This window comes from Photobacterium sp. 2_MG-2023 (genome assembly GCF_030547675.1).
In the GTDB taxonomy this organism is placed as follows: Bacteria; Pseudomonadota; Gammaproteobacteria; order Enterobacterales; family Vibrionaceae; genus Photobacterium; species Photobacterium arenosum.
Window position 1 is genome coordinate 137,254 of the sequence record NZ_JAUOQQ010000003.1, and the last position, 17,916, is coordinate 155,169.

A 17,916-nucleotide genomic window follows, 5' to 3' on the forward strand; every position below is an offset into this window, starting at 1 on the left:
TTTGACAGGCACCGGATTTTTTGACTATTTTGTTGTTTAATTATGCTGTTTCTTTAATGATGTTGTACGCTGTGCAGTTACTGCTCCAGCAGCTTGGTTGCTTCTTTGCGTGTTCCGCCGACCGGTCGGTTAACCGAAATAGAGCGGCCTTTTTTCATGCCTTTCTCGTAATCATCTGTCATCGCCTTCATGGCTTCCTGTAATTGTTTTTTGAAGGTTTCACGATCCAGGTTTTCAAATTCACGGTCGATGAAATTACTCATGCGTTTGTCATGGTCATCGTCGGTGTTCAGCATCGGTAGCTTTTCCAGCGCGCCTTCTATCCAGCCTGCAAGGAAAGAGGAAACACGGCGTGTGACTTCGGTTGTACTGGCTCCTGTGCCGGCAAAGCTGTTACGGAACTGGCCGGTTTGCTGGTTCATTTCGCGGTACACGACATCGAAGGCAAAAGCGGCGAAAATTGCACGTTCGGCCACGCCAATAAACTCAGCCTGTTTGAGTCCTTTGTAATTGGTCAGCACACATTCGACACCAAAGCGGCGGTTGATCCCACGAATGATTTTCAAAATGTGTGAACTGATGTCTGACGGTAACAGGGTGGCTGATTTTGTTTTGCCCATTTGGATGAATTCAATGTCATCTTGCTCCAGGCCGTACTTGAGCATGAGGCGATGAGCCATTTTGATGGCTTGCGCTGCTTCATTGACGTTGGCCGAGTTACCTAACTCAAGGCATTTGGCTATTTTTTTCAGTGCCTTTCGCTTTTGTTCAGACATCCACACCACTCACATTAAAAAAACGGTCACGTATTTTAGCGTGTTCGCTATCAGGAAGGCAAAGTTCTCTGTTGGTATTCTTTTGCGATGAATGGGAAATGAAGGGCTTGCCTTGTACTGATTGTGGTTGAACCGCATAATGAGCCGCACTTTTTGCAAATCAAACCGAGCTAAGTAATGACGATTGTCCAGTCTATCGATGTGCCATTTGAATTTCGCCATACCTGCTGGTTTTGCGGTGAGCCTTACTATGAATGCCATGTGTTCCGTCCTGAGCCTAACTATGATAATGATCCGCCGGTCAAAGTACCTTGCTGCGAAGAATGCTATGGCTTTTGTTCCCGCACCAAAGCAAGCGGGCTGGATATACTGCGTGACAGAGTGAAAGGGCGCTTGCATCAGCAGTATCAGAAGCATTTACAGATAGGTGCACAATGGAGCAGAGAAGAGCTGGAAGACTCTGAACTGGAAGGTAAGGCATTTGAAGGCTTTAAACACAGCGCCTGGATGATGTTTGAAATTGCACGGGACAGAGTTAATTATCCGGGTTGGCCGCTGGCGATTGATGGTCAGCCGGTGGGGCAGCTAAGTAATGCTTTTCAGGTTGAATATAATGGTATTATTTATCCCAATATTTCACAGGCCGTTGAGCAATTGGCCAAAAGTTACGTGATTCCGCAGGAATACCTTGAACAAACTTTAGAGCTGGTTGGACGTCACCAGTTAGGGTTTGCTATCCGCTTTTGTAAAACCACCCATGGTTATTCAGACGCTCAGCGTGCCGTCAGTCTGGCCAGTTTGCGAGAAAGACTGCAGGAAGAGGCAGAATCTGAACAGACCGTCTCGCTCAGTCAGGGCATTGAGGTTGGCATCAAGTATATTGAACCCCAGATACTTTTTCGCACCGAAGTTTCTCCGTATGCGGTGCAATGGGCTTTGCAAAACGGTGTGACAACGTTGATGCAGTTGGCCGAACTGGAAGACGCTTTTCTGGCGCATTTCAGTCAGGATTCAGAACTGACAGCTTTTCGTTATTTCACAGGCTTGCAGGTTTATCTGGAGAAGAGAGAAGAGGATACCCACTGGGCGCTCACTCAGGATCCCAACAGGCAATGGTTCGCTAAGTTGCTAAAGAAATAAGCTTTGAAAAAACTCAGGTAGTTAAAGAAAAAAGGCCAGAATACCTGGCCTTTATCTGCACTTTATTGAGTCTGAGCCTGATTATGGCTGGCCCAGACGATTGTGTTGCCTTCTTCATCAAATGCGACGACGTCATACGGCATTTTCTGGTCGTTATACTCCATGCCTGGTGAGCCCATCGGCATACCAGCCACAGCAAGGCCTTTCAGATTGGCGGGCTTTTCCTTCAGAAATCGTTGCACATCTTGCGCAGGCACATGGCCTTCAAAGACGTACCCCTGAATAATAGCGGTATGACAGGATGCATACTCAGGTTGTATCCCATTGGCTTGTTTGATTGGATGAAGATTATTTGCCATGTTCATTTCAATCTCAAAACCATTACTGTTCATGTGTTTTACCCAATCTTTACAACAACCGCAGGACGGAGACTGGTAATTCTTTCCCTTGATCGTATCGGCAGCTATCGAGGGGAAAGCCGCCAGTAACAGTGTGGCAGTCAGGAGATATTGTGATTTTTTCATCATTTAACCTTTTATTCATCTGTGATGCTGGGCATACAGGCTCAGCAGTCTTTAATCGGGCTGCGCCAATCGAAAAGCTGCACTCATCGAAAGCGTCACTCAGGCAGTACATAAATAGCGTTGTGTTACAGATGAATAGGAGGCCGTAACAGTGTTGAGACCGGTTCGTCCCAGTACCCTAATAAATAGGGATGGTTACTGTGGCTTGCAGCCATCAAAACTGGAGCCGCTAAAATAGCGGGAAGAATCAATGTGGTATGGCAGGAAGACTGGCAATGCTGTAAGCACCCCGAATGCAGAAGCTCGTCCTGGCAGGAGGTATGGGGTGCTTTACTCGCAAGTAAGGTAACAGTATTGGCACAACAGTCTGAGTTTGTCATTACCGACGGACATCCGTCTGACATGACTGCCGGGAATAAAGTTGCACTGGCGTTATTGATCGGCAGCAACAGCAAGCACAAGATAACAATGATTATCCTGTTCGTTGAACAATGCGGCTGGTGAAGCAACTGAGTCAACATGCTGTTAGCGAGTGTCTTCCTTAATGATCAATGTTGTAGATTATAACCCCAGTACAAATTGGATTCATAACCAAAATCAAGAAACGGTAAGTTTTCTAACTTGCTGAAAGATAGGGAACTGCCTTGTACCCAGATTCTATGCGGGTTTGCGAGGGTCGCATTTGGAACAAGCCTAACGTTTTTCTGACATTTCCTGACAGGGTTTAGGCTTTAATTGCGGTGAATTGACATTTTTTTGCGCTAGGAACAGGTATGCAATACACAGAAGAAGACAGAAAAGTACTCTATGAAACATGGATGAGCTATAAGGCAAAAATGCGGGTGACTCAGATTGAAATGGCCAAGAAACTTGGGGTAAGCCAGCTGTTTTTCTCTGACATTCTGCGTGGTAACTTACCGCTTGAACATCGTTTTGTCAGTCAGTTCTGTCAGTATATGGGTGTTGATCCTGTACTTACCATTCCTTCTCTGAGGGAGCAGATTGGCAGCAGTTTGCCTAACACTGTCACATTAACAAATACGTATATAGTTGATGGCAATATCAAAAATGTGCGATATAGTGGCAATCAAATCGTTGTTGAATATGAGCACAGCGTGACAACTCACTGATCAGTTCACGTGTTGTTTGCAAATCAGCGAATCAGGCCCTTGTCACAGACGAGGGCTTTTTTGTATCGGCCATTTGGGCTTTAACAAGGAGGAATGATGAAGATTGGCATTATTGGTTTAGGGGATATAGCTCGCAAAGCGTATTTGCCTGTACTCACTCAATGGCCGGACCTTGAGCTGGTATTCTGTACCCGCAATGAAGACACACTAAAGCAACTTGCCCGAACACACAGAATTCAGGATGCGGTGACAGATTATCGCGGACTGGTGGCGCTGGGCGTAGACGGTGTCATGATCCACAGCGCAACCTCTTCCCATTTTGATATTGCGCGCTTTTTTCTGAATCAAGGCATTGCCGTTTTCGTTGATAAGCCTCTTACCGATAATTACCAGCAGTGCGAGACTCTTTATGAATTGGCCGAAGAAAAACAATGCCCATTGTTCCTTGGTTTTAATCGCCGATATTTACCACTGATAAAGCCTTATCTGAGCGATTCGTCAGTGACTGAGGGTAAGAAATTACTGGGTTTGAAATGGCAAAAACACCGACTGAATCTGCCCGGTGATACCCGAACCTTTGTGTTTGATGATTTTATCCATGCGCTGGACAGCGTGAATATTTCCGGGCAGGTGAGTGAAAATGATCTGCATATTGTAACTCAGTCTCACCAGGGAAAACTTGCGCGATTGGATGTTGAATGGCAGCTTGATGAAGCCATATTTCAGGCATCAATGAATCGACTGAATGGCGTGACAGCAGAACATGTGACGATCAACTATGAGAATCTGACCTGTCATTTTGATTCCCTGGTAACGGGTAAGCAATGGGATGAAGGCCGTGAACAGGCGCTGGCGCTGCCAGACTGGACCCCCATGCTCGATAGTAAAGGGTTTACTGCCATGATTGCCCACTGGCTGGATGTGGTGGCGAACGGAAAAATGGAAGCCTCTCTGGTGGCACGAAACCTGAATACTCACTATCTTGCTGAAGCCATCTGCCAGAAAGTCAAACCATAGCCTCAGAGACCCTTGAATTTAACCAGATCTGACGGGTCTGGTTATTGGAAATTGGTTCGAGTTCAAACTTTTTTCAGAATGCAAGGAAATTCAATGCAGGTTTGTTTACCTGTTCAATAATTCACCACTTACTTCTCTTTGGCTGTTTTTTGAGCTTAATTTGACCAATGGAGTTAGATTTACTGTTTCTAAGCTGGTAATGTGCGTCCCCTCACACAACTGGTGAGAATTTTATGCAAACCTACGAACGAAATAGTGCTGATAAAATGGTTTCAGCTCTAACTATTGGTTTCCTCAGTCTGTTCCTGATTGCTGCGCTGGTAGACCTGTCATGGGTATCCTCTTCCATCCAATCCCTTTTTGCACTTTCAACCGCTAGCTTCGGCTACTTTTGGCAATGGCTGATGGTACTGAACTTTATTCTTGCACTGTGTCTGGCGCTGTCGCCCCTGGGCAAAATAAAGCTCGGTAATACAAAACGGCCTGAAATCGGTCAGTTTCGCTGGACGGCCATGATCATGTGCACTCTGCTTGCTGGTGGCGGCGTGTTCTGGTCTGCAGCTGAGCCTATTTATCACTTCGTTACCACGCCGCCATCCTTTGATGGCTTGGCGGCGCGTCAGCCAGAAACGGCTGCGCCTGCGCTGAGTCAAAGCTTTTTGCACTGGGGATTTCTGGCCTGGGCTGTGCTGGGTACATTAGCAACAATCGTGCTGATGTATGCGCACCATCAGAAAGGGATCAAGCTCAGACCGAGAGCTTTGTTGTATCCGCTGGTGGGTGACCGGCTGGAAAATCACTGGCTGGGTTCGGTGATTGATGCAAGCTCAATACTTGCCGTCGCCGCTGGCACAATCGGACCGATAGGCTTTTTAGCCTCACAACTGGGTTACAGCCTGCATGTTGTTGCCGGATTGGATAACTCGGTACTGACTCAGATTGGTTTGCTGGCGGTAGTGGTCACAATTTATTCCTTATCTGCAGCGACAGGGATGGATAAGGGACTGCAGTGGTTGAGTCGCTTTAATGTGATCGTCGCCGTCTTGCTGCTGGTGGTTATGTTATTGCTGGGGCCAACGGGCTTCATCTTTGAAAAGTTTGCCGAAGCGATGACTGTTTATATCCAGCACTTTCCTGCGATGAGCCTGACAAACGCTTCTCCGGATTGGAACGCCTGGTGGACATGGTTTTTCTGGGGGTGGTTTATCGGCTTCGCGCCTATGATGGCAATCTTTATTGCCCGCATCACGGTTGGCCGCAGTATTCGGGAGCTGGTCATGACAGTGGCTATCGGTGCGCCTCTGGTGACCCATTTCTGGTTTACTGTGCTTGGCGGCTCAGGTATTTATTTTGAACTGACTCAACCTGGTGTCATTTCAGAACCCTTAAGTGAAGGGGGCTTGCCTGCAGTGTTATTAGCAACCTTGTCTCAACTGCCTTTCAGCGAATGGCTCATTCCGGCTTTTCTTGTGCTGACGACAACTTTTGTTGTCACAACCGGGGATTCTATGGCGTATGCCATTGCGATGGTGACCTCAGGTAAGAATGAACCGGCCAGAGGGCATCGTTTGTTCTGGGCGATCGCAATGGGGGCTGTGGCCGCGGTATTACTGCTGGCCGGTGATGGGGGATTGAATGCCCTGCAATCTTTTATTGTGATTACGGCTGTACCTGTTTCATTGCTTATGGTCTTCACATTACTGACTGGTCCGCTGGCCGCCATCAGGCTACACCGAGAAACAGAAGTTGCCCCATCTGAGAGTTTGCTGGTTACTGAGTAGCAAGACTTTTTCACCCTGAAACAACGCCCTCATTTCGGAGGGCGTTGTTTATTCGTTGCTGGTTACTCCCGATTTTTATGCTTCCGGTTAGTGCTTTGTATCGTACGATACATGCGCCCCAGCTGTTTCGATTTGGCTCGTTTCTCCGCAATGCTGGCAGTATTGAAGGTCACTTCGCGATTCAGCTTGAGATAATTGCGCAACCTGCGTTCTTCTAACGCGCCGGATTCAATGGCAGCCAGTACGGCGCAGCCAGGCTCATACTGGTGAGCACAGTCGCCAAACCGGCATTGTTCTGCCAGCGTTTCTATATCCGCGAAGGTGGTTGACAGACCTTCACTGCAGTCGGCTAACTGGAGTTCACGCATACCAGGTGTGTCCAGCAGAAGACCGCCACCTTGCATCAGATGCAGTGACCTTGCGGTCGTGGTATGTCTGCCTTTACTGTCTTCCTCCCTGATACTGGCTGTTTGCTGTGTTTCAGTGGCAAGCAGGGTATTGACCAGGGTTGATTTCCCTGCACCCGAAGAGCCCAGAAAAGCAACCGTTTTACCTGTTCTGCACCAAGGTGCCAGTTTATCGACACTGTCTCTGTCTAATCCATTGACGTACTCAACCAATAACATGTTATCGATGTGATGTACCTGTTCGACGTAAAGGGTGGGATCGTCAACACAATCGGCCTTAGACAGAACAATAACTGGCTCAACACCAGACTGGTGAGCAAGAGCCAGATAACGCTCTATACGACTGAGATTAAAATCCTGGTTCAGTGAGCAGACGATAAAAACGGTATCGACATTGCTGGCGATGAGCTGTTCTTCAATTTTGCTACCTGCGGCTTTTCGCCAGAAGCGGGAAAAGCGCTCCAGCAGGCGGGCAAAATGGTCTTCGCCAGACAGTAATATCCAGTCTCCGACAGCGAGTACAGGCATATTAGGCAGAACAGGTATCGACAAATGGCCGTGCTCTGAGAAAACGTCCAGTCGGTTTCTGTGTAAAGCACATACCCGGGCTGGTTTCATCTGATCCCATTCGTCGAGAGACAGCTGCTGTTGAAAATAAGGTTTCCAACCAAGTTTTTGCAAAGAATACGTTGGTGTAGAAATCGTTGTTGTCATGATGTGTTTACCCCTGACGCAGCACAGGCGTCATTAACTGAAATGGTAAAATTCAGGGGCAATATGTCCCCGGTTATTCAGAACCGGGCAATAGAAGAGGAAAGGGCAGAAGCGGAGAGGGTGTCCTGTTATCTTTTTCGCTTACTGGTTTTTTGCCTGTTTCTGTGCCCAGAGAGTTGTTAATACAATCATCTTGTGTCCTCCAAAGTAATAAACAGGTATTAAGTGCATGAAATGTAGCAGGCGGAGTAAAGTGTGTCTAGAAGCGGTTTAAGGTTTCCAGACACATTTGTCAAATTATGCTGCCTGGTAAGCTTCTTTTCTGGCGTTAAAGCGGGCGACCAGATCATCTATGTCGTTCTGGCAGTATGGCTTAAGGCCACTCATCAGCATACGCTTACGACCTTCACCCACGACTTCACCGTGCTCTGTAAAGCTGAATGCCAGCGTTACGCTACCACGCTTACCGTCAGATTCGAGAATGGAATCAGTAAGCTCAACGGTTGGCGCTTCAAGGTCCAGCCGGCTGAATTCCAGTTCCATGCTTTCATAGATAACCAGCGGGCGGGCAGGATTGATCATTACCTGCTTAGATTCCATTAAAGGCACCATGATGTGCGGGAAATTCTTTCCGGAAAATTGCACATAATTTTTGGTAACTGTTTCGATAAGGCTGGCATTGTGGGTGACTTCACCTTCGCGAAGGACGTGAAGGTATTCTTTGCCTTTTTCATCGACGAGTGACAGATCGTTGGATGATTTCGTGTTGATAGCCAGGGCTACGCCATCGGTGATCATACCTGCAAATTCCACACGCATTTTCTGGCTCAATCCTGTTTTTGCCAGCATGACAGAAAAGAGGAGGTCGCCCGGAACACAAAAACGTTTGTTATCGGCATCGTGGATTGGGTTGAAATCGCCAGCGACTTTTTTGGCAAAATGGCTGGCTTGTTCGCGGGTAAATGTATAAGCACCATTATGCTCGGCGAAGTAAGAATCTAAAAACATTGAGTTGGAACTACCTTAGATCATCGTAATCCTGGTAGTTTACCTGATATCAACAGAGTAAATGGTCTAGCCAGCTGAAAATGTGGCAGAACACTGATTTGATTCAGAGGTGAAAACAAAAGTGATGCAACAAATCACATACTAGGGTAATATCCGAGACCTTTGAGCTGTAATCAGCTCTGCTGAATCACCCATCTGTGCGTGTAGAAGAGCCAGATATTATAAGCGGTAGGGAAACTGCATGCTAATGGGTACTCTGTCAGTATTGCTGGCTGAGTACCCAAATTTTATCTCATGTGGTTGATGCTAATTGTCGTCTACAACTGTCAATGCATTCGCTCTCGAACGCCAGTTTGTGCTCAGGCAGTTGACGTTCAGTTGGATGTGCCAGTGAGTAGAGTTTAAAAGAGCATTAATAGCAGTCCTGCCGCTAAGATGAAACCGGCCACACTTGCTGTCCGGCCGATAAGACCAACGGCGCTTGGTACGATCATTTCGTCATGATGCATGAATACTCCCCCGGTGACTGCTCACTGTTGTTATGCTCCTTTCATTATTGCAAGAAAGGCACTTTCTTTATTTTCAGTATAGTTCGTTTTAACAATTAGACTGAGAATTGGTGTATAAGCATAAAAAATTCACATAAAAAATGATGATAAGAATTTCATCCTATGACGAAATATTTGTCTATACTCATAAAAAATAAGATAAAAATATTTATTGTGGTGGATTAATGACAATCGTGTTTTTAGTTGTGGGCGCAATCATTCAGGCCGTTGCTATTTATGTTGCGTTTTTTACACAGCTACCAGGGCATTTGTATATAGCAACTATCCTGATGGTGTTGGCACTGACAAGTTTGATGGCTATTCGTAGCCTGATTGCTCCGGCTTGTTTACTCGCCGGGGTCATTGTCGGCCTGGCAATATCGCATAATCAGTCAGACGTAAAGTTGTTAATTAATATGGGTGAAGTGATGAAGTTAGCCATCCAGCCTGACTGGGAAATTAATCAAGCCTGGCAATTTGTGAATGGCAACGCTCCAGAATAAATGTTATTTGACTGGGATAAGCAAAAGCTGACCTGCATGTATTTTATTGTTCACCAACTGGTTGGCTTGTTTTATATCTCTGATCGATGTGTTGTTTAACGTGGCCAGTTTATATAAAGAATCGCCAGGCTCAATATGTCGAACGCTGTATTTATTCTTGACATAGTGTAATTTCTCAGGCTGCTGATAAAAGTGATTGAGCTGTTTTTTAGGTATGAGTAACTGGCTCTGTTCCTGCCTTAATGTTAGCCCGGCAGAGTATCCTGGGTTAAGCAGATACAGTGCTTTTCCGGTCAGTCCTGCATCACTGGCAATCTGAGCAAGGGGCACTTGCCGTGTTATCGTTACTGACGTCAATACTGGGCTGTTGGGTATGTATACCAAAGGAAGAGAGGTATGATTCTCTTCTTTAATTATCTGGCTTAATGCCAGCAGTTTGGGGACATAATGCTCTGTTTCACGGGGTAATGCTAACGACCAGAAGTCGGTTGATTTCCCCAGCGCTTTGTTGGCTTTGATTGCTTTGCGAACTCTGCTTTCACCGGAATTATATGCGGCAATCGCATGTAGCCAGTTACCATTGAATTTATCATGAAGATATTCCAGTAAATCAAGTGCAGCATGAGTCGAGGCAATAATATCAAGCCTGCCGTCATATCCAGGCCGAAATTGCAATCCGAATGATTTACCTGTTGGTTTCGTGATCTGCCACAGCCCAGCTGCACCTTGATGTGAATGAGCATAGGGGTCAAATGCACTTTCTATGAAAGGTAGTAAAACAAGTTCGATAGGTAGATCACGAGCTTGAGCATTTTGGTAGATGTAATAAAGAAATGGTTGAGCTCGCTTTGATACTGTCTTGAGATGTAATGGCCGGCTCAGATACCATTGTTTATAGTTCCGTACTCTTGCGTTGTTTGGTACCGGAAGATCGCTTTCTTTTGCGAGAATTTGCCAGAGACTCTCTTCTTTGATCATTGATAGCTCAGTTAAGGGAGGTGGCGAATAATCAGAAGGTAAGCCTGTTGCCAGATAGCGACCATCAATAACATCTTCCGGAATAGGGCATCGCTGGCTTTTACTTGCAACAAGCAGCAATGCTTTTTGGAAGGCTTCATTGTGTGCATCATTGGTGACAGACATGGATCCACAGCCTGTCAGAAACTGGAATGACAAAACCAACAACGGGTAAGCGTTTCTCATAATCGGCCTGCTAACCTTAGTCTGATCGAACCCAGCAATAAATTTTTATTGTGTTTTTTTAAGGTATAGCAAGACTGGTTTGTTTAACTTGTCTGTTTTTTGATACAGCTCATGAAAAATTTTTCGGTGATTTCTCGAAAATATTTAACTGAGGTATAAACAATAAAGTGAAATGGGTTGGGACCTGTAGAAACTACAACGCCACATTGCTGCGGCGTTGTATGGGAGGAACTGTCAGAAGTAGAATCTTGTACCAAAAATGAATCGGGTGAAGCTGTCCTCAACGCCGTCTTTTGTGACGCTGATATCGTCGGTCGCGATGTTGTAGTTCACCTCTGCACTAATGGCAACATGTGGGTTGATGAAGTATTTCACACCACCTGCGATTTTAATATTCAAAGCAGTGACATCTTCAATATCAAAATCGACGTCATCATCTGCATCTGCCGAAAGATTGGCTAGCTGAGCAGCGGCGCCAAGATAAGGAACCCAGTTACTGTCGTTGGTAAAGTTGTACTCAGTAAACATACCAAGCTGGAAGGTCTTGGTGCTGTCACTCATGTTTACATCCAAAACCCCCCCGATTTCCCAGTCATCCATCAGGAAATAGCCATAGGAGGTGTTCAACAGGAATAAATAGTCATCCACATAATCAAGATCCAGACTACCTTGTAAGCCGAATTCTTGCGTACCTTCTTCCAGAGTTACGGCAAGTGCAGCCGGGCTAGCCAACAGTGTTGTTACTAATAATGCCAATGCTTTTTGCTTCATTTCCATCACTCCATTGTTTTTGTGTGTGATACAGGTGAAGCATAGACGAGACTATTCAAAGTTGCATAAATACTCCAAAGTTTTCATCGTGTTTCACAAAGATACATAAACTATTTTATTAATCATTCTTATAATAAAACTCAGGAAAAATTCGAATGGCAAAACAACATGTCGTGTAAGCAGAATCATCCGTTAGATTCTTAATTACGAGATTAATGGCTTTGTTTAATGCACTATAACTTTTAATCTGGCAGAGTTTACATTAATCACACCTCAACGATTACTCATACGATATCTACTTACGACTATTGTCTGACAAGGTAAGAGTTATATTGCTGTCCGGTCGATGGTATAACTGTGGTAAACGTTAACAAGGGCAAGGAAAGATGCATTTTCCCTATCGAAATATAGTGATACTCACTGGCGCTGGAATATCAGCCGAGTCGGGGATCAAAACCTTTCGTGACCAGGATGGGCTGTGGGAAAACCACCGTATTGAGGATGTAGCAACACCGGAAGGGTTTAACAGAGACCCTTACCTGGTGCAATCCTTCTACAATCAGCGCCGTCAACAGTTAGAAAGTGGAACTGTTCAACCTAATGCTGCGCATTATGCGCTGTCACGTTTGGAAAAGGAACTCGACGGTACGGTGACAGTGATAACGCAGAACATAGACAATCTGCATGAGAAAGCGGGTAGCCATAATGTCATTCATATGCATGGTGAGTTACTTAAAGCTCAGTGCAGTCAAAGTGGTCAAACTATTGAGTGGAGCGGTGATATTTCACTGGATGACAGCTGCCATTGCTGCCAGATTCCAGCGCCGTTAAGGCCTAATGTTGTCTGGTTCGGAGAAATGCCGCAGTCAATGGATAAGATTTATTCTGCGCTGGTTGCGGCCGATCTCTTTATCGCTATTGGTACATCAGGTTCAGTTTATCCGGCGGCGGGCTTTGTTCATGAGGCTGCAATGCACGGATCACACACCCTTGAACTCAACTTAGAGCCGAGTATTGTGGAAAGTGAATTTGATGAGAAACGCTATGGACCGGCGTCAAGAATTGTCCCTGAGCTCGTCGATGAGTTGCTAGCGCCAACTGACTAGTACATTAATATTCTTGAGTGCAGGCTTGTATAGACAAGTAAAGCTAAAAAATAAGGCGTCTTACGACGCCTTAAAGGTTGTTTACTGGCCAGCTTTTAGTTTTTGGTAATATTCTTCATACAGTGATACCGCATCACCGACACTGTCTTGCCACTCACCGGCATCCATTACAGCTTGTGGCGGGTAGATGCTCGGGTCATCCACAAATGTTTTTGGCAGCTTATCTTTGGCTGTTGCAACTGGGGTTGGATAACCAATTTCCAGTGCAACTTTTGCTGCGTTCTCAGGTTTGAGCAAAAAGTCGATCATCTTATGTGCGGCATCAACGTTTTTCGCGCCGGCTGGGATTGCCAGGCTGTCCATCCAGAAAATGGCACCTTCTTCAGGCCAAACGATATCAATTGGGGCGCCTTCCTGTCGTGCCATGTAGGCAGAACCATTCCAAAGCATACCCAAAGAGGTTTCTCCTGCCATGTAAGGGTTAGCAGGGTAGTCTGAGTTAAAGACCAGTACGTTGGGCATCAGCTTTTTCAGTTCTTCATAAGCGGCTTTAATTTCGTCGGGGTTTTGAGTGTTGGCTGAGTAACCTAACTTACGTAATGCGATGTGGAAGAATTCACGTGCATCGTCCATCATCATTAGCTGGCCTTGCCATTTGCTGTCCCAGAAGTCACTCCAGCCAGTGATCGTTTTGGCATTGATCAGATCTGTATTCACGCCAATACCTGTTGCGCCCCAAATGTAGGGAATCGAGTAGTCATTGCTTGGGTCGAAAGGCTTATTCAGGAAGTTAGGATCCAGGTCTTTAAAATGCGACAGTTTAGACTTTTCGATTTTCTTCAGCATATTCTCGTCACGCATTTTAGAGACGTAATATGTAGAAGGCACGACCAGATCGTAACCTGAACCGTAGGTCTTCAATTTAGCGTACATCGTCTCATTCGACTCATAAGTCGAATAGATGACTTTGATACCGGTTTCTTTGGTGAACGCTTCCAGCACACTGGCTGGGATATACTCAGACCAGTTGTAGAAATACAGTTCTTCGTCTGCAGCCAGCGCTGAATGTGATGTCAGCGACATGGCAAACAGACCGCCGACCATGATTGAAGACCAATTTTTCATTTAGTTACTCCCAACTTCAGAAGCCCTACATAGCATTCTGGTAGCTATACTAATGCCCACCTCTCTTGCGGACAGGGTGTGTCATTTCAGATGACAAAATATGTCAGAATGAGGTATTAACTCATTACTAACGTATGGAATTTATTACAGAATCAGTGGGAGAGTATAGCAGAGGGGATAAGAAAAAAGGCAACCAAATCATTTTGGTTGCCTAAAGAAAGCGCTTATTGACCAGCTTTCAGCTTGAGGAAGTTTTCCTCATACAGAATGTTGGCGTCACCGACAGCATTCTGGAACTCACCGCGCTCTAATTCCTCTTTAGGTGGAAACAGAGTAGGGTTGTCTTTATATTTTGCATTTGATGCTTCCACACCTGTCAGATAACCGGTTTCTTCTGAAATTTTCGCGGCAACATCAGGGCGTAGCAGGAAGTCGATCATCTTATGAGCGGCTTCCGTGTTTTTTGCATTGCTGGTTATCGATAGGTTATCGACCCAGTAAATGCCGCCTTCTTTTGGCCAAACCAGTTCAATGGGCAGGCCTTCACGCTGAGCCGCCGCCGCTGAGCCATTCCACAGCATGCCTAAGCCAACTTCGCCAGCCATATAAGGTGCAGCCGGGTTATCCGAGTTGAACACCAGTACATTAGGCATCAGCTCTTTCAGCTTTTCATAAGCTTCAGCGATTTGTTTCGGATCTGTGGTGTTACCTGAGTAACCCAGAATCTTCAGGGCGATATGGTGAACTTCGCGTGTGTCATCCATCAGCATCAGCTGACCACGATATTTCGGATCCCACAGATCTTCCCAGCTGTCAAAGTCAGCTGGGTCATACATTTCAGTGTTCACGGCAAGGCCAGTGATACCCAAAACGTGAGGTATAGAGTATTCATTGTTCGGATCGAACGGCTTATTCAGATAATTCTGATCAAGGTTTTTGAAGTTGCTCAGTTTCGACTTGTCGATCTTCTGCAGCATGCCTTCATCGCGCATTTTGGCGACAAAATAGGTTGAAGGAACAACCAGATCGTATCCTTCCGGGTGCGCTTTAAGTTTGGCATACATGGTTTCGTTCGACTCATAAGTCGAATAAATGACTTTAATGCCCGTTTCTTTAGTGAACTGTTCACGTAGTTCCGTAGAAATGTACGGACCCCAGTTCATAAAGACTAATTCTTCATCGGCTGCATTGACACTACCAGATACCAGAGTAGCGGCGCATGCGGCGCTGGCCAGAAACGCGGACCATTTTTTCATTGATGTGATAACTCCAAAATCCCTGCTGGGATGGTTAATAAAACAGGAGTCAAACCTTTGTCTCCTGCGTAAACGGCCGAGTTTCCTCGGCCGTATTTCGGTACGATTATCATGCAGATAAAATTAAACGCAACTTATTTCGTCTTGTCCCGCACAATGATTTGCGACAGTACAACCAAGGTCAGCGACACGATCAACATGACAGTGGCCAGTGCATTAACTTCCGGCGAAATACCCACTTTTACCATAGAGTAAATTTTCAGCGGCAGGATCTCATACGTTGGTCCCGTTACGAAAGAGCTTACAATTACATCATCCAGTGACAGGGTGAAACTGAGCAGCCAACCAGCAAAAACTGCGGGTTTAGCCAGTGGCAGGATGATCTGCTTGAGTATGACCCATTCACTGGCGCCCAAATCACGGGCAGCTTCCAGCATTTTCACATCAAAGCCTTTCAAACGGCTATACACTGTCACCACAACGAATGGGAGACAAAAAGTGATATGAGACAGCAGCAGTGTCAGGAATCCCAGTTTCGCGCCCATAAGAATAAAAAGTGCCAGCAGCGAAATTGCCATCACGATATCTGGTGACATCATGACCACAAACAGCATGCCGTTGACAAAACTTTTACCCTTGAACTGGTAACGGAACAGGGCAACGGCAGTCAGACTGCCAATAATGGCCGCTGCCGTTGCAGAGTAAACGGCAATGTTCAGTGAGTGCCAGGCTGCCTGCATTAAGCTGTCATTGTTCACAAGCTGCTCATACCACTTAGTGGTAAAGCCGCCCCATTTCATCCCAAACTTACTGGCGTTGAATGAGTTAACGATAAGAATAATGATGGGAATGTACAGGAATGCGTACACTACCGACATCAGACTGACTTTGAAAAAACGTCCCACAGTTAGTCCAACTCCACTTTACGGTTGAGTAGCTTGCCAGCCCGGTAATAGGCATACAGCAGAATTGCCATTGAAATTGTCAGCGCGATACTTGTTGCTGCGCCAAAAGGCCAGTCACGGGCGTTCAGTACCTGACTCTTAATGACGTTACCGATGAGCAGGTTTTTGGCACCGCCGAGCAGGTCGGAAATGTAGAACATACCCATTGCCGGCAAAAAGACCAGCAGGCAGCCCGCAATCACACCCGGCATTGTTAATGGTGCAATAACACGAATAAACGTCTGAAGCTTGTTCGCGCCCAGATCACGAGCGGCTTCAATATAAGTGTTATCCAGCTTCTCAATGGCGGAATACAAGGGCAGCACCATGAATGGCAGCAAGATATAAACCAGGCCAATCATTACCGCATACTCTGTGTACATAATACGCAGGGGCTTATCAATAATCCCTAAGGCCATCAGGCTGCTATTGAATACGCCCTGGGTGCCCAGCATGATTTTCAGGCCGTAAGTTCGAATCAGTGAATTGGTCCAGAACGGTACGATCACCAGAAACAGCATGAACGGGCGCCACTTTGCCGGCATTTTGGCAATACTGTAGGCAAACGGATAACCCACCAGCAGGCATAAGACTGTTGCCATGCCAGCCATGTAGAACGAATGCAGCATCACCTGACCATATAAAGGGTCAAACAAGCGTGCGTAGTTTTCCAGCGTGAAGGTTAAATCAATCAGATTTGCATCATCACGAGTCAAAAAACTGGTGCCAATAATCATCAGGTTCGGGATGAATACAAAAACCAGTAACCATCCTACAATCACCGAAATGATGATATTTTGCAGATTAAGCTTCTTCGTCATCAGCCAGTACCACTTCCCAACTTTCAACCCAGGTGATAGCTACTTTTTGATCCAGGGAGTGGTCTACATCTGGATCATCTTCGTTAAAGAATTCACTCACCATGACAGACTTGCCCGTTTCGATCTCAACAACTGAATCCAGCGTCATCCCTTTATAGGTACGCTCACGCACATGGCCCATCAGGCCCCAGCTTTCTTCGTTTTCGTTGATTTCTTCCAGACGAATATCTTCAGGGCGAAGCAGCACTTTAAGCGGAGCATGTTGCTGCACATCAAGATCACAATGGATCACAGCCTCACGACCTTCGACAATGGCTTTAATACGTTTTTCGTCAATACGCTCAATCACAGTGGCATCGAACACATTAATTTCACCGATGAAACGGGCAACAAACAGGTTGCTTGGCTCTTCATAAATTTCACGCGGTGTGCCATCTTGCTCAATACGTCCATCACGCATAACGATAATGCGGTCTGACATCGACAGCGCTTCTTCCTGATCATGTGTGACGAAAATGAAAGTAATGCCCAGACGACGCTGCAGCTGTTTCAGCTCCAGTTGCATCTGCTTACGTAGCTTATAATCCAGCGCAGAAAGTGATTCATCCAACAGCAGAACTTTCGGCTTGTTCACCACGGCTCGCGCTATGGCAACGCGTTGCTGCTGACCACCGGATAACTGATGTGGCTGGCGGGGAGCGAACTGCTCCAGCTGAACCATTTGTAAAGCTTCCATCACACGTGGTTTGATCTCTTTTTCTGGCACTTTTTGCATGCGCAGACCAAAGGCAACATTCTCAAACACTGTCATGTGCGGGAATAAGGCATAACTCTGGAATACAGTATTAACATGCCGCTGCTCCGCATGAACGGCAGTCACGTCCTGACCGGCAATAATAATCTGCCCCTGGTCAGCATCTTCAAAACCAGCGATAAGGCGAAGGACAGTGGTTTTACCACAGCCGGAGGGGCCTAAAATGGTTAAAAACTCACCGTCATTCACGTTGAGATCTAACCCGGTGATAATTTGTTTACCGTCAAAGCTCTTGCTCAGCCCTTTGAGCTGAATAACCGGTTCTTTGGATGTGATGTTTGTGTTCAACTCTACCTGGTCTCCACATCGTGCCTGCAATTTTTTTGCC

General features: G+C 46.0%; 18 protein-coding genes. 7 read left to right on the forward strand and 11 right to left on the reverse strand.

The window, feature by feature from the left end; all coding sequences use genetic code 11:
• Positions 1-77: 77 nt before the first annotated feature.
• Positions 78-776, reverse strand: coding sequence for a DUF2786 domain-containing protein (locus Q4491_RS04180; RefSeq protein WP_192017138.1), 699 nt, complete (start codon positions 774-776; stop codon positions 78-80).
• Positions 777-953: 177 nt separating this feature from the next.
• Between Q4491_RS04180 and Q4491_RS04185 the strand changes: the two genes are divergently transcribed.
• Positions 954-1,916: a hypothetical protein gene (locus tag Q4491_RS04185; RefSeq protein ID WP_303454953.1), complete on the forward strand. Its 963-nt coding sequence runs from the start codon at positions 954-956 to the stop codon at positions 1,914-1,916.
• A gap of 62 nt (positions 1,917-1,978) precedes the next feature.
• Here the strand turns inward: Q4491_RS04185 and Q4491_RS04190 are convergent, their stop codons facing one another.
• Positions 1,979-2,440: a DUF411 domain-containing protein gene (locus Q4491_RS04190; protein WP_218384815.1), complete on the reverse strand. Its 462-nt coding sequence runs from the start codon at positions 2,438-2,440 to the stop codon at positions 1,979-1,981.
• Positions 2,441-2,794: 354 nt separating this feature from the next.
• Between Q4491_RS04190 and Q4491_RS04195 the strand changes: the two genes are divergently transcribed.
• The 4 genes from Q4491_RS04195 (at position 2,795) to Q4491_RS04210 (ending at position 6,368) form a co-directional block, all read left to right on the forward strand.
• Positions 2,795-2,944 (forward strand): hypothetical protein, encoded by a 150-nt coding sequence (locus tag Q4491_RS04195; protein ID WP_192017135.1) that lies wholly within the window; start codon positions 2,795-2,797, stop codon positions 2,942-2,944.
• Between the two features lie 269 nt (positions 2,945-3,213).
• The gene (locus Q4491_RS04200; protein ID WP_027252244.1) at positions 3,214-3,570 is read left to right on the forward strand and encodes a helix-turn-helix transcriptional regulator; all 357 of its coding nucleotides are present in this window, start codon (positions 3,214-3,216) and stop codon (positions 3,568-3,570) included.
• 96 nt (positions 3,571-3,666) lie between these two features.
• On the forward strand, positions 3,667-4,587 hold the full coding sequence (locus tag Q4491_RS04205) for a Gfo/Idh/MocA family protein (protein WP_192017164.1): 921 nt from the start codon (positions 3,667-3,669) through the stop codon (positions 4,585-4,587).
• A 233-nt stretch (positions 4,588-4,820) separates the two neighbouring features.
• Entirely contained in the window at positions 4,821-6,368 is a 1,548-nt protein-coding gene (locus tag Q4491_RS04210) for a BCCT family transporter (RefSeq protein ID WP_303454963.1), read from the forward strand.
• 62 nt (positions 6,369-6,430) lie between these two features.
• Here Q4491_RS04210 and rsgA read toward each other — a convergent pair whose 3' ends face one another.
• Positions 6,431-7,489: a ribosome small subunit-dependent GTPase A gene (rsgA, locus tag Q4491_RS04215; protein WP_303454967.1), complete on the reverse strand. Its 1,059-nt coding sequence runs from the start codon at positions 7,487-7,489 to the stop codon at positions 6,431-6,433.
• 297 nt (positions 7,490-7,786) lie between these two features.
• A complete protein-coding gene (locus tag Q4491_RS04220) occupies positions 7,787-8,497 on the reverse strand; it encodes a DUF3581 domain-containing protein (RefSeq protein ID WP_192017132.1) in 711 nt (236 codons plus the stop codon).
• 733 nt (positions 8,498-9,230) lie between these two features.
• On the opposite strand from Q4491_RS04220, the gene Q4491_RS04225 reads away from it, so the two are divergent.
• Positions 9,231-9,548 carry a hypothetical protein gene (locus tag Q4491_RS04225; protein ID WP_303454970.1) on the forward strand — a complete coding sequence of 106 codons (318 nt, stop codon included), beginning with the start codon at positions 9,231-9,233 and terminating at the stop codon, positions 9,546-9,548.
• Positions 9,549-9,551: 3 nt separating this feature from the next.
• On the opposite strand, the gene Q4491_RS04230 is transcribed toward Q4491_RS04225, so the two are convergent.
• Both Q4491_RS04230 and Q4491_RS04235 read right to left on the reverse strand, forming a co-directional pair.
• Positions 9,552-10,691 (reverse strand): transglycosylase SLT domain-containing protein, encoded by a 1,140-nt coding sequence (locus tag Q4491_RS04230; RefSeq protein WP_303454973.1) that lies wholly within the window; start codon positions 10,689-10,691, stop codon positions 9,552-9,554.
• Between the two features lie 294 nt (positions 10,692-10,985).
• Positions 10,986-11,522: an outer membrane beta-barrel protein gene (locus tag Q4491_RS04235; protein WP_192017129.1), complete on the reverse strand. Its 537-nt coding sequence runs from the start codon at positions 11,520-11,522 to the stop codon at positions 10,986-10,988.
• Between the two features lie 386 nt (positions 11,523-11,908).
• Here Q4491_RS04235 and cobB point away from each other — a divergent pair, with 386 nt between their 5' ends.
• Positions 11,909-12,628 (forward strand): Sir2 family NAD+-dependent deacetylase, encoded by a 720-nt coding sequence (cobB, locus tag Q4491_RS04240; protein ID WP_192017128.1) that lies wholly within the window; start codon positions 11,909-11,911, stop codon positions 12,626-12,628.
• Between the two features lie 81 nt (positions 12,629-12,709).
• Here cobB and Q4491_RS04245 read toward each other — a convergent pair whose 3' ends face one another.
• From Q4491_RS04245 to potA, 5 genes are all read right to left on the reverse strand, one after another.
• Complete coding sequence (locus tag Q4491_RS04245; RefSeq protein ID WP_225445315.1) at positions 12,710-13,732, reverse strand: extracellular solute-binding protein; 1,023 nt, start codon at positions 13,730-13,732, stop codon at positions 12,710-12,712.
• 245 nt (positions 13,733-13,977) lie between these two features.
• Positions 13,978-15,009 carry an extracellular solute-binding protein gene (locus Q4491_RS04250; protein WP_192017126.1) on the reverse strand — a complete coding sequence of 344 codons (1,032 nt, stop codon included), beginning with the start codon at positions 15,007-15,009 and terminating at the stop codon, positions 13,978-13,980.
• 134 nt (positions 15,010-15,143) lie between these two features.
• Complete coding sequence (potC, locus tag Q4491_RS04255; RefSeq protein ID WP_027252235.1) at positions 15,144-15,914, reverse strand: spermidine/putrescine ABC transporter permease PotC; 771 nt, start codon at positions 15,912-15,914, stop codon at positions 15,144-15,146.
• A gap of 2 nt (positions 15,915-15,916) precedes the next feature.
• The gene (potB, locus tag Q4491_RS04260; protein ID WP_192017124.1) at positions 15,917-16,774 is read right to left on the reverse strand and encodes a spermidine/putrescine ABC transporter permease PotB; all 858 of its coding nucleotides are present in this window, start codon (positions 16,772-16,774) and stop codon (positions 15,917-15,919) included.
• Positions 16,758-17,876, reverse strand: coding sequence for a spermidine/putrescine ABC transporter ATP-binding protein PotA (gene potA, locus Q4491_RS04265; RefSeq protein ID WP_303454980.1), 1,119 nt, complete (start codon positions 17,874-17,876; stop codon positions 16,758-16,760). Before potA ends, potB begins: the two co-directional genes overlap by 17 nt.
• Positions 17,877-17,916 lie beyond the last annotated feature (40 nt).